The organism is Frigoribacterium sp. PhB24 (assembly GCF_003755185.1).
Classification (GTDB): domain Bacteria; phylum Actinomycetota; class Actinomycetes; order Actinomycetales; family Microbacteriaceae; genus Frigoribacterium.
Window position 1 is genome coordinate 306,290 of sequence record NZ_RKIC01000011.1, and the last position, 11,812, is coordinate 318,101.

Consider the following 11,812-nt stretch of genomic DNA (forward strand, 5'->3'; position numbering starts at 1 on the left):
TGGCTGTAGCCCCAGCCCCTCACGGCGTGGCAGGTCACGACAAGTGCAGATCAGAGGGGGGCGAGAGCCAGATCTTTGGCCATGGGTGGCCCGCCACATCCGATTCGGATGGCCCTGTATGGTGCGGGGAACAACTACGAAAGGACTCGTTGTCATGGCATTGTGGCCTCACCAAGTCAAAGCGGTGGCGACGCTGAATGATTATCTTCAGCGACCTGGCGCTCGCACTGGTGCTGCGCTGATAACGATGCCCACCGGGACTGGCAAGTCCGCGGTCATTTCGTCTCTGATGGCCGGCCCGCGTGTCGGAGGGAAGAACAAGAGCGCACTCGTCTTGACACCCTGGCGGGGATTGGCGCGCCAACTTATGGAAGACATTGGCACTCGGACTTGGTCGCGTGTGGAAGTGACGAGGCCCGAAGGGCTTCCGGAGGTGCGTTTTGTCTCCCAAGCCAAGCATTTCGTGCAACGCGTGAACAAGGGCGAGGAGGCACCGGCAATTTACGTAGCCACGCTATCGATGGCTCTCGAGATATTCAAGACAGTGAGCTTTGATGAGGCTGCGATGAAGGCATTGTTTCGTCAATTCGCAACCGTCGTTGTCGATGAATGTCACTACGAGCCAGCGCCGGGCTGGTCTCGAGCAGTGCGCGCTATGGGGCTTCCGATCTGCTTATTTTCAGCGACGCCCTTTCGCAATGATAATAGAATGTTTAATATCGACCCGTCGGCACAGTTCCGATACTCACATGAAGCAGCCGTTGCCGAATACGTGTTGCGCGAGCCCGACTTTGAGGTTCTCGAACCCCAGTCATCGATCACCACCTACGTTGATCTCTTGCTCAAGAAGATCGCCGACCGGAAGGCTAAGGAATCACATGAACGGGTAATAATTCGTTGTGGTAACAGTACTGATGTCCGGGCTGTTACGGACGCCCTGATAGCGAGAGGGCGCAAGGCCATTGGCATCCACGAAACATTTTCCCACGATGCGAAGAAGCCTCACCTGCTCACGAGGATTCCGTTGCCAGCAGATCGTCCGGACGCTGAGTATATGGTGCATCAGCACAAACTCACAGAAGGCTTCGACGACCCGTCCGTCCGAGTGTTGGCGGTCCATGGCGGGTTTGGGAATGACCGAGCTCGAGTCCAACAGGTTGGTCGTGTCCTGCGAAACCCGAGTAGGGAGGCTGGCGAGCGTGCGGTGGTGTTCTCCTCCGACGGCCAGATGGGTGCGTCGTGGAATCGATACCTCGCATTCGATCGGTCGATAGGCCAGAGGTCTGTCGCGGTCGATCCTGCAGGAATTGGCGGGTTATTAGCCGCGCAGCCCGATATTTTCTACTGGGATCGCCGTTTTAGGGAAAAACCGAATTTTGCGGCAGACGGTGCGTGGGATGCGATCCGCTATCGCTTGAGTACCAATATCCGCCGACCGGACGACAATTTCGCTCTCGTTGACTTCGCTGCGGAGGTCACGAGGGATCTCGAATCATCAGGGCGTCAGATCTTGGCGGAGTACCAGCCCAGTAGCGATGTTCGCGTTCTCTTGTATACGTCGATCCGAAACTCCCCGATCCTGCATGACGCAGCCTTTGTCGAGATGTCCCTCGGATATGTGGTCCTTCATTGGAACGGTTCCCATTTGTTCGTTTCGTCGTCGGACGGGCTCACCGACCACGTACGGAAGAGGACTAAGCCGTTGCCTGCCGGCCTTCTAGTCGGGCTGCTGCCCGACGCATCCACCATCACCGCGATGTCCCTGACCAACAGTGACCTGAGTGACTGGGCCGTCCGATCACGATCGCTTCATGCCCGAGATCTCGGGCAGATTGCGGCTGAAGTCGGGGACTCGACCTTCGGGTACTCGACGGCATCCGGGTATCTGAGCATCGAAGGTGAGGCTGTACGTCGCTACACCGGCGTCAAGCACGGGCGCGTGACCGACTACCGGCCGTCCAGAGGGCTCTACGACGAACTTTACGAATGGTTCGGTGAACTGGAAGTGGCATTGCAAACTGCGAGCGTTCCAGCAGTGGCAATTAGCCGTTACGGTCTCCCGACCACCCCCGAAAACGTGCCAGTCGCTGCTCACGTCCTCCTTGATGTGGGCCCAGAGAGCTTTGTGCCCGAAGACGATGGTGACGGCCCGCTCATCGTCGATTGGCGTGGTAGCGCCGTCGTGGATGGGAAGTTCAACGTCACGCTCAACAAAGAGGAAATTGAAGCCGAGATTCGCTGGGAGCCGCGGGAGGGAAGGTTTTTCGTCGGATCAGCGGCGAACGTGCCCTATCGTGCGGTCAACGACCGTGGTTTGGATTTCTGGCAGCACATCAACCGGGGGCAGTTGATGAGAGTAGCCACCAAGGAAGGGCTGGTCTACACCAACCGGAATTTCTGGCGACTGGACCTTCATGACGCTGCGTCCGAGAAGGGGCTGATGTCCGTCCTGACCACGTGCGCGGATCTTTCGAATGTACGTGGAGAGAAGGGGGACACCAAGGGGCTGAGTCCCTGGCCCACGAGCACGGTGTTCGGCGTACTCGAGCGAGACCTTCTTCCGAACTCGCTCGGGCCGGATGCGACCATTCTGTGTACGGACCTTGGAAGCGAAATCGCCGACTTCATCGGGTTCGACGCGGGAAAGGTCGTCTTCGCTCACGCGAAGAGCAAGTCCGCCGACAACCCGTCAAAAGTTTCCGCGTCCGCTCTACACGAGGTGGTCGCTCAGGCGTTGAAGAGCCTGCGGTTCCTTACACTCGGTAACACTGATCAACCCCAGACGGATTATTGGGGCAACGACTGGGAAATTAAGAAAACGAAACCCAGGACGGAGAGTCTTGGGCCGGCGACTCGCCTCCGCCGAGGGCAGGCGCAGGAAAGTGGAGCGAAGCACTGGCAAGCCATCAACGGGGTGATTCAAGCGCACTCCTCCACACGCGAAGTCTGGCTCGTCCTCGGCGCCTGTCTTTCTAAGTCCGCACTCATGCAAGAACTGAAGAAAGAACGTCCAAGTCCAGCATCGCTTCAAGTGCATGCCCTCCTCAGCGGAGCGTGGAGCTCGACTCAGCAATGTGGCGTTCGGTTGCGCGTCTTTTGCTCCGAGTAGGTATTTCAAGTTAGGCCCCGGGGACAGTCGCGTCGCGAAGGTTTAGCCACTCAGAGCGGAATGGTGGACCCGCCGTTGCTGACAACACGCGACGTGCGTTTGAGATGATTCGCTGCGAGCATCGGTGTGAAGATGTAGAGCGCCTCGGGGGTGGCATCGGCACGCAGGTCTCCACGCTTGCGACCGGACGAACGACGTTGCTGAGCGTCCCTATTGGGCGCGCGCTGGTTGGCGTCCCCAACGCCGACGTCGTGCGATCGCAAAAAAGGTGCGCCCGTGATCGATTGTGGAGCCCCCTCGGGAGTGCTGCAGGCGTGAGATCAGTGGGATTCAGCCGATCCGGTAGACCAGCCCCTTGCCGGCTCGCGCCTGCCGGGCCGTGAATTCTTGTGCGGTCGCGAGGTAGTGCCCGACGTAGTTGACGTCGCTCCTCAGCCCGTCGTCGGTGCGGCCGCTGGCGATGTTGAGGGCCAGGACGTCAGCCTTGTCGTATCGCGCGATCTGTCTCGCCACCACCTCGACCCGGTTCGGATCGAGCACCTCGTAGTGGCATTCGTACCCGTGGATTTCGCCCCGGGGATACCGGACGTCTCCTCTCACGAGGTCGAGACCCATTTCGGCCGGTATCTGATCCGGCATGACAAAGAGTTTTTGCAGATCACGCCACGATTTGTCGAGATCGAGCCAGGAATGGGCCCACGACGGATCGTCCCACGGCGCGTCGGGACAGTGATCGTTCATGTACGCGAGCGGGTCGGCGCGAGCCAGCTCGAGATGTTCGGGTGCTACCGGGCAGGCGCTGTATCTGATTTCCATGGGGTCGATCCTGGCGACCCGATGCTGCGGCATGCACGAGGGTGCCCGAGGCTGGGGGGAACGGGATGGACTTGGATCGTGGGGAGGGCCCATCCGACCGTCGACACCAGCGTCGTTCTCCTTCTCGCATGCTCGGCGTCGAGCGCGGTGGCCTGCGGCCCGGCGGCAACCGTCAGGCGCCGCCGCCGAGCCTCGTCAGCAGGCCCGCCGCGACGGCCGTCCGCTCGACCATGCCGTCGATCGAGATCCACTCGTGGCGGGCGTGGGCACCGTCGCCGACGGCGCCCAGCCCGTCGAGGACGGGCAACCCCAGGGCGGCCGCGAAGTTGCCGTCGCTGGCACCGCCGACCGAGGTCTCCTCGACGACGACACCTTGTTCGAGGGCGACCTCCCGGGTGACCGCGAACAGGGCCGCCGTCCCGGCGCCGCGCACCATGACAGGGCGGTTCCAGCCGCCGTCGACCGCGATCTCGGCGGCCTCACGGTGAGGTGCCAGGCCCGCGAAGGCCGCATCCATCCGACGCATCTCGTCGACGTCCGTCACCCGCACGTCGACGAGCGCCTCCGCGCTCCCGGCCGTGACGTTCGCCCTCGAACCACCGGTCATCGTGCCGACGTTGACGCTCGTCCCGGCGGCCAGGTCGGCGGAGTCGTGCAGGGCGACGATCACCCGGGCCATCTCGTCGATGGCGCTCACACCGTTCTCGGGGTCGAGCCCGGCGTGGCCCTCGACGCCGCGTGTGGTGACCGTGAAGAGACCGACGCCCTTCCTCGCGGTCTTGAGCGCGCCTCCTGCGCTCGCTTCGAACACGAGGACGGCGTCCCGGCCGGCGACCGCCGCCTCGATGACGGGGCGCGACGCGGGCGAACCGATCTCTTCGTCGCCGTTGAGCACGAAGCGCACGGATGGCAGGGGCAGGCCGCGCTCCCTCGCGATGGTGAGGGCGTGCACGACCTGCACGAGGCCCGCCTTCATGTCGAAGGCGCCCGGGCCGGTCAGCCGGTCGCCGTCGATGGTGACCGGCCAGTCGGCGAGGGTGCCGAGCGGCCAGACCGTGTCGTAGTGGCAGAGGATCGCGACGCTGCCGGTGCCTTCGTGGACGGCGTCCCAGTCCAGCACGGCGACGTCACCGTGCGGGGCGCCGTCGACCGTGGACTCGGAGTCGGGAGCCCCGAGGTGTTCGCCGAGGTACGAGCGCACCCAGGTCAGACCCGCGGCCAGGGCCGCGCGGTCGTCGGACGGCGTCTCGAGCTGCACGTAGGCGGTCAGGTCGGCGACGAGCTGGGGCCGACGGGCCTCGGCGGCCTCGACGAGCGGGTTCACGCGGCGGCCCGTCGGTCGAGCTCGACCAGGTGGTCCTCGCTCATGGCGATCCGCCCCGTCTCGAGTCGGACGATCGACTCGACCAACCAGCGCGTCAACGGCACCGGCACACCGTGTCGCTCGGCGGCGGCCAGCACCGGCGCGTACTGCGTCGGCACCTCGGTGCGGCGCCCCCGGACGGCGATGTCACGCCAGATGCCCGAGCGCTTCTTCGTCTGACGTCCGAGCCAGGCGACGAGCGCGTCGGTCGCCTCGTCCGGGCCGTCGGCCCTGCCGGTCACCGCGTCCGGGCCGTCGACCCCGCCTGCCTCCGCGCTCAGGTAGGCGCCCGGCGTGAAGGCGTCGAAGCCCTCGAGCGCGACGCCCTCGGCCCGGGCGACGGTCAGCACCTCGCGGACCAGGGCGTGCATGCCCACCCGGTGCCGATCGATCAGGTCGCCCATGTCGTCGTCGGCCAGGGCCGACGCGACGAGCATCGCGCCGAAGCCGAGCTTCGACCAGAGGAAGCCCTGCACGTTGTCCGACACGACCGGTCGACCCCAGTGCCGCAGGTCGTCGGCGAGGGTCCGGACGCGGTCGCTCGTGCCGCCCGCGAACTCGCCGAGGGCGATGTCGCCGATGCCCCCGTCCTTGACCACGCCGGGCGCGACGACGTCGGCGAACAGGTCGACGAACGCCGCGACCGTGCGCTCGGCGCCGACGTGGTGCGCGATGGTCGGCTCGTTCAGGCCGTTCTGCATCGAGACCACCCAGCCGTCGCCGGCGAGGCGGGGCGCGATCCACGCGGCGACGCCGTCGGTCGCCTGCGCCTTCACCGCGAGGAGGACCGCGCCGAGCTGCCCGGGTGCCTCGTCGGGGGTCGAGATGGGCAGGCGGGCGGTGAGTTCGCCATCCGGGTGTTCGATCCGCAGGCCGTTCTCGCGGATGGCGGCCACGTGCTCGGGGTCGGTGTCGACCAGGTGCACGTCGACGCCGGCGAGGTGGAGGTGCGCGGCGAGCGTGCCGCCGATCGCGCCGGCGCCCACGACGGTGTAGGTCGGGATCATGTGGTTCTCCATTCGTCAGGCGGTGGGGCCGTCGATGTCGGCGGTCGTCGTGGCGGTCCAGTGCGGGGGAAGGTTCCAGGCGCCCGTCGACGAGCCGCCGTCCACGCGCAGCACCTCGCCCGTGATCCACTCGGCCTCGTCGCCGGCGAGCCAGGCGACGGCGCGGGCGACGTCCGCCGGGCTGCCCCGGCGGCCCAGCGGGTTGTCGCCCACGGCGTCCGCGTACTCGTCGGTGACCGGGTTGACGGCCGAGTCGACGGTGACGAAGCCGGGCGCCACGGCGTTGACGCGGATGCCGTGGCGACCGAGCTCGAGAGCGGAGGCGCGGGTCGCGGCCTCGAGGGCGGCCTTCGACGTCGAGTAGGGCGCCGCGCCGGGGCGAGCCCGCAGGGCCGCCCCCGACGAGATGTTGACGACGCTCGCGCCACGCCCTGCGGCGATGGCGCGACGGGCGAGGGCGACCGTGAGCAGGACCGGAGCCCGGGTGTTGACGTCGAGCACGAAGTCCCAGGTCGTCGCGTCGAGGTCGAGGAACGGTGTCGCCGGGTAGACCCCGGCACTGGACACCAGCACGTCGACGGGTGCCGACTGCCACGCCGTGTCCAGGAGGATCTCGTGGGCGTCGTCACGTCGCAGGTCGCTCGTCGCCGTCACGCACGAGCGGGCACCGGCCTCGAGAGCGAGCTCGGCCGTCCGCGCGAGCGGCTCGGCGTTCAGGTCGGCGACGGTGAGCGCGTCGCCCGCCCGGGCGAAGGTGAGGGCGACCTCCCGGCCGATGCCGGAACCTGCCCCGGTCACGAGCACGTGCCGCATCAGTCGAGCACCTTGCCCTTGGTCTCGGGCATCGTGAGGTAGACCACGAGCCCGATCGCGGCGGCACCCGCGGCGTAGGCCCAGACCCAGCCGCCGTGCCCGTTCGTGTTCATCCACGTGGTGATGTACGGCGCGGTGCCACCGAAGACGGCGACCGCGAGGGCGTAGGGCAGACCGATGCCGGTCGCCCGCACCTCGGGCGGGAACTGCTCGGCCATGATGACGGCGCAGTTCGCCGAGTAGCCGACGAGCAGGACGATACCGACGAGTTCGATGGCGAGCAGCGTCCAGAAGTTGCCGTTCAGCAACGTGAAGGCGGGCCAGGCGAAGAGCAGGAACCCACCGGCGAAGGCCGCCATGGTCGGTTTACGACCGATGGTGTCCGAGAGGATGCCGCCGAACGGCAGCAGGCAGATGAACACGACCATCGCGATGACGTTGGCGAGCAGGGCCTGGTTGAGCGGGATGCCCGTCGTCACGGCCGCGTAGGTGGGCATGAAGTTGACCCACAGGTAGTACAGCAGGGTGCCGGCGATGGTGATGCCGAAGACCCGCAGCGTCGCCTTCGGGTGGTCCTTGACCATCCGGACGAACGCGTTGCGCCGGGTGGCGAGGTCGGAGTTCTCGACACGGTCCTGGCCCGTGGCGAACGACGTCGTCTCTTCGACCGAGCGCCGGAGCCACAGCCCGATGAAGCCGAGCGAGGCCGCGAAGACGAAGGCCGCGCGCCAGCCCCAGCTGTCGACCGCGTCCTCGGGCAGGGCCGTCGTGATGACGAACCCGAGGGCGGAGGCGATGAGCACGCCGGCGGCGACGGAGACCTGCTGCCACGAACCGGCGAAGGCACGGCGTCGGGGGGCGGCGGACTCCACGAGGAAGGCGGACGCGGAGCCGAACTCGCCACCGGCCGCGAAGCCCTGGACGAGGCGCGCGAGCACGAGGATCACCGGCGCGAGGTAGCCGACCTGCTGGAAGGTCGGCGAGATGCCGATCACGAGGGTCGCCACCGCCATCAGGGTGATGGTGAGCAGCAGGCCCTTCTTGCGTCCGTGCCGGTCGGCGTAGCTGCCCATGACGGCGGCGCCCACGGGCCGCATCACGAAACCGACGGCGAAGATCGCGAGGGTCGACAGGAGGGCGGCGACGTCGTCGCCCGGCGGGAAGAAGTGGTGGGCGAAGATCGACGAGAACGTCGAGTACAACGCCCAGTCGACGAACTCGACGGCGTTGCCGATGCTGCCGGCGACGATGGCCTTGCGGCCCTTGCTGCTGAGTTTTGTGTCGTGGACGGTCTCAGGGGCGGTTGTGCTCATGTGCTGACTCTCTCGAGGTGGACGTGAGTGGTGCGAGGGCAGGAGGGGCGGCGCGGGTCGGGAGGCGCATCACAGGAGGCGGCGGACGTGCGCCGCGAGCTCGGCGTGCGTGCCGAACCACGCGTCGTCGACCGAGCGGATGTGGGCGAGCAGTTCGTCGAGCACGCGGAGCCGTGACCGGTGGCCGATGATGTGCGGGTGCAGCGTGAGCTGGAACAGCCCGCCCTCGGCGCGGGCGGCGTCGAACTCGTCGACCCAGATCTGCAGCAGGTCGCGCGGCGGCATGTGGGGTCGGAGGCCGCCGAAGCGATCCATCATCAGGTAGGGGGCGTCGTCGCGGACCCACTCGACGGGGATCTCGACGACGCCGGTGCGCTCGCCGCGTTCGAGCAACTCGTACGGCTCGGTGTCGGCCATCAGGGACGAGTCGTAGACGAACCCGAGCTCGCGGATGACGGCGAGCGTCGACCCCGAGAAGTCCCACGAGGGGGTGCGGATGCCGACCGGGCGACGGCCCAACTGCTGCTGGAAGACCTCGAGCGCCCGTGAGGTGAGCTCGAGCTCGTCGTCGTGACCGAGAGCGGTGTTGCGCTCGTGGATCCAGCCGTGCACGGCGACCTCGTGTCCGGCTGCCGCGTAGCCGGGAGCCTCGTCGGGGCGGAGCAGGGCGCAGACGGCCGGCATGAAGAACGACGCCGGCACCTCGTGCCGGGCGAGCAGGTCGAGGATGCGGGGCACGGCGTGACGCGCACCGAACTCGCCTTGGGCCATGCGGCCGGGCGAGGTCTCGCCGTCCCGCAGGGCCGGGGTCTCGTGGTCGGAGTCGAACGAGATCGCGACGGCGACGCGGGCACCCCCGGGCCAGCGTGACGCCGGCTCGTCGTCGACGAGCGTCCGACCGGCCCGCACGAACTCGACGTGCCCTCGCCACTCGCTCTCGGTCCACTGCCACGGTTGCTGGTCGTCCATGCGGTTCCTCCCGGCGTCGTCGGTGACCTCGATGTCATCGACGTAGGTCACTGTAGAAAGAAATACAAGCAGACTCAACCCAAATGGGTGTTTCGATCGCATTTCCACCCTGAAACGGTTGGATGAATCACGGTGTCCGATCCGAGCCAGCTCGGCGTCGACCTGCGCGCCGTATCCTGATGCCGTGCCACGTCTCGTGCCTCCCGCCGGTCAGCCCCTCCTCGACGAGACCGACCTCGACATCGTCGCCGCCATGCACGTCGCACCTCGGGTCCCCACCGCCGCCCTCGCCGAGATCCTCGGGTTGCCCGTGAGCACGCTGAGTCGCCGTCTCGTCCGATTGCAAGAGGAGCGCCTCCTGCGGGTCGTCGGCCGTTACGCCTGGGAGCTCATCACCTCGAGCAACCCGTACGAACTGTGGATCACCTCGGCCCCCGGGCGGTCGAGGGCCGTGCTGGCCGAGCTCCTGCGCATCCCCGACGTCCAGTTCGTCCTGCAGACCAGTGGTCCGGCGGACCTCTACGCGAACCTCTTCCCGCTCCGGGGTTCCGACCAGGAGGAGCTGCTCGGCAGCGTGATCCCGTCGATCCCGGGCGTCCGCGCCGTCGACAGCCGCATGATCCTCGAACCCGCCAAGGTCGGCCTGGCCTGGCGGTACCACCGGCTCGACGACGAGCGCGTCGCGCGCCTCGAGCAGCACGCGGCCGTGGCCGGGCAGCCTCCGCTCCACGATCTCGACCAGTTGAGCGACCTCGAGTTCGAGACGATGCGGTTGCTCGGCGCCAACGCGCGGGTCACGGCGGCCGAGGTCGGGCGGACCCTCGGCGTGTCGTCCTCGACGGCGGCGCGCGCCATCCGGCTCCTGCTGCAGACCGGGGCCGTCTCGCCCCGTGTCGAGGTGCAGTCCGACCTGCTGGGCTACCCGCTGCACGCGATCGTGACGATCGACGTGCAGCCCCGGGACGTCTCGCGCACCCTCGAACAGGTCGCCACGCATCCGAGCGTCCGGCTGCTGTCCACGGTGACCGGGTCGGCGCCGATCAGCCTCTCCGGTGTGTTCCGGGGACCGGTCGACCTCGCGACGTTCATCCGCGACGACCTCGGTGCGCTGCCGTGGGTCCGGTCCATCCAGAGCGTCACCGGCCTCCGGCTCCAACGTCGCTACTGGATCGATCGAGACGGCCTGCGCCTCGGCGCCCAGGTGCCCGACGTGTTGCGAAGATGACCCGGCCACCCGTCTAAGGTCAGGCATGAGCCAAAACACGCCCACCCCCGCACTGCTGCGCCTCGGCGTCCTGGCCACCTCGCGCAAGCCCGACGAGCGGCGCCTGCCGATCCACCCCGCCCACCTCGACCGCATCGACGCCGATCTGCGGGCGAACATGACCTTCGAGCGTGGCTACGGCCTGCGCTTCGGCACCCCCGACGCCGACCTCGAGCCGCTCGTCGCCCTGGCCGACCGTGAGCAGATCGTCGCCGACAGCGACGTCGTCCTGTTGCCCAAGCCCCAGGCCGCCGACCTCGAGGGCCTGCGCGACGGTCAGACCCTCTGGGGCTGGCCCCACTGCGTCCAGGACCGCGAGATCACCCAGCTCGCCATCGACAAGCGCCTCACCCTGATCGCCTGGGAGGCCATGAACCACTGGCAGTCCGACGGCGGCTACGGCCTCCACGTCTTCCACAAGAACAACGAGCTCGCCGGCTACTGCTCGGTGCTGCACGCCCTCCAGCTCTGCGGCTCGACCGGCGACTACGGCCGTCGCCTCAGCGCCGTCGTGATCGGCTTCGGCGCCACCGCCCGCGGCGCCGTCACGGCCCTCAACGCCCACGGCATCCACGACGTCCGCGTCCTGACGAACCGCAACATCGCCGCCGTCGGCTCACCGATCCCGTCGGTCGACATCTTCCAGTTCGAGCACGACGCCGAGACGCCCGGCGCCAGCACGGTCAACACCCCCGACGGGCCGGTCGCCCTCGCGCCGTTCCTCGCCGCGGCAGACATCGTCGTCAACTGCACCCTGCAAGACCCGAACGCGCCGCTCACCTACCTGCGCGAGACCGACCTCGACGCCTTCCGCCCCGGCAGCCTGATCGTCGACGTCTCGGTCGACGAGGGCATGGGCTTCGACTGGGCCCGGGCCACGACCTTCGCCGAGCCCCTCGTCACGGTCGGTGCGACCACGAACTACTACGCCGTGGACCACAGCCCGTCGCTGCTCTGGAACTCCACGACGTGGGAGATCAGCGAGGCGCTCCTGCCGTTCCTGCGCACCGTCATGGAGGGGCCGACCTCATGGGCGGCGTCCGACACGATCCGCCGCGCCATCGAGATCGCGGAGGGGCGGGTCGAGAACGAGGCGATCCTCGCCTTCCAGCACCGCGCCTCCTCGTACCCGCACGCGCCGGTCGGCTAGCGAGCCGC

At 67.5% G+C, this 11,812-nt stretch carries 9 protein-coding genes; 3 read left to right on the plus strand and 6 right to left on the minus strand.

Annotated elements, in window-relative coordinates; translation table 11 throughout:
• The first annotated feature begins 154 nt into the window (after window positions 1-154).
• Window positions 155-3,109, plus strand: coding sequence for a DEAD/DEAH box helicase (locus EDF50_RS09100; protein WP_158612675.1), 2,955 nt, complete (start codon window positions 155-157; stop codon window positions 3,107-3,109).
• Window positions 3,110-3,439: 330 nt separating this feature from the next.
• On the opposite strand, the gene EDF50_RS16430 is transcribed toward EDF50_RS09100, so the two are convergent.
• The 6 genes from EDF50_RS16430 to EDF50_RS09125 all read right to left on the minus strand — a co-directional run bounded on the left by EDF50_RS16430 (window position 3,440) and on the right by EDF50_RS09125 (window position 9,441).
• Window positions 3,440-3,925, minus strand: coding sequence for a hypothetical protein (locus EDF50_RS16430; RefSeq protein WP_148076800.1), 486 nt, complete (start codon window positions 3,923-3,925; stop codon window positions 3,440-3,442).
• A gap of 172 nt (window positions 3,926-4,097) precedes the next feature.
• Window positions 4,098-5,249, minus strand: a complete 1,152-nt coding sequence (locus EDF50_RS16810; protein ID WP_199738693.1) for a M20 family metallopeptidase — start codon at window positions 5,247-5,249, stop codon at window positions 4,098-4,100.
• Window positions 5,246-6,295, minus strand: coding sequence for a ketopantoate reductase family protein (locus EDF50_RS16815; RefSeq protein ID WP_199738698.1), 1,050 nt, complete (start codon window positions 6,293-6,295; stop codon window positions 5,246-5,248). Before EDF50_RS16815 ends, EDF50_RS16810 begins: the two co-directional genes overlap by 4 nt.
• Before the next feature lie 15 nt (window positions 6,296-6,310).
• On the minus strand, window positions 6,311-7,108 hold the full coding sequence (locus EDF50_RS09115) for an SDR family NAD(P)-dependent oxidoreductase (protein ID WP_123519230.1): 798 nt from the start codon (window positions 7,106-7,108) through the stop codon (window positions 6,311-6,313).
• Window positions 7,108-8,421: an MFS transporter gene (locus EDF50_RS09120; protein WP_123519231.1), complete on the minus strand. Its 1,314-nt coding sequence runs from the start codon at window positions 8,419-8,421 to the stop codon at window positions 7,108-7,110. Before EDF50_RS09120 ends, EDF50_RS09115 begins: the two co-directional genes overlap by 1 nt.
• A 69-nt stretch (window positions 8,422-8,490) precedes the next feature.
• A complete protein-coding gene (locus EDF50_RS09125; protein WP_233570475.1) occupies window positions 8,491-9,441 on the minus strand; it encodes a polysaccharide deacetylase in 951 nt (316 codons plus the stop codon).
• A gap of 133 nt (window positions 9,442-9,574) precedes the next feature.
• On the opposite strand from EDF50_RS09125, the gene EDF50_RS09130 reads away from it, so the two are divergent.
• Both EDF50_RS09130 and EDF50_RS09135 read left to right on the plus strand, forming a co-directional pair.
• Window positions 9,575-10,615 carry an Lrp/AsnC family transcriptional regulator gene (locus tag EDF50_RS09130; protein ID WP_148076801.1) on the plus strand — a complete coding sequence of 347 codons (1,041 nt, stop codon included), beginning with the start codon at window positions 9,575-9,577 and terminating at the stop codon, window positions 10,613-10,615.
• A 25-nt stretch (window positions 10,616-10,640) separates the two neighbouring features.
• Window positions 10,641-11,804, plus strand: a complete 1,164-nt coding sequence (locus EDF50_RS09135; protein ID WP_123519233.1) for a N(5)-(carboxyethyl)ornithine synthase — start codon at window positions 10,641-10,643, stop codon at window positions 11,802-11,804.
• The last annotated feature ends 8 nt before the right edge of the window (window positions 11,805-11,812 follow it).

Bases quoted from the DNA above. Each gene is read 5' to 3' on its own strand.
- EDF50_RS16430 (WP_148076800.1), bottom strand. From the start codon at position 3,925: ATGGAAATCAGATACAGCGCCTGCCCGGTAGCACCCGAACATCTCGAG.
- EDF50_RS09135 (WP_123519233.1), top strand. From the start codon at position 10,641: ATGAGCCAAAACACGCCCACCCCCGCACTGCTGCGCCTCGGCGTCCTG.
- EDF50_RS09115 (WP_123519230.1), bottom strand. From the start codon at position 7,108: ATGCGGCACGTGCTCGTGACCGGGGCAGGTTCCGGCATCGGCCGGGAG.
- EDF50_RS16815 (WP_199738698.1), bottom strand. From the start codon at position 6,295: ATGATCCCGACCTACACCGTCGTGGGCGCCGGCGCGATCGGCGGCACG.
- EDF50_RS09100 (WP_158612675.1), top strand. From the start codon at position 155: ATGGCATTGTGGCCTCACCAAGTCAAAGCGGTGGCGACGCTGAATGAT.
- EDF50_RS09120 (WP_123519231.1), bottom strand. From the start codon at position 8,421: ATGAGCACAACCGCCCCTGAGACCGTCCACGACACAAAACTCAGCAGC.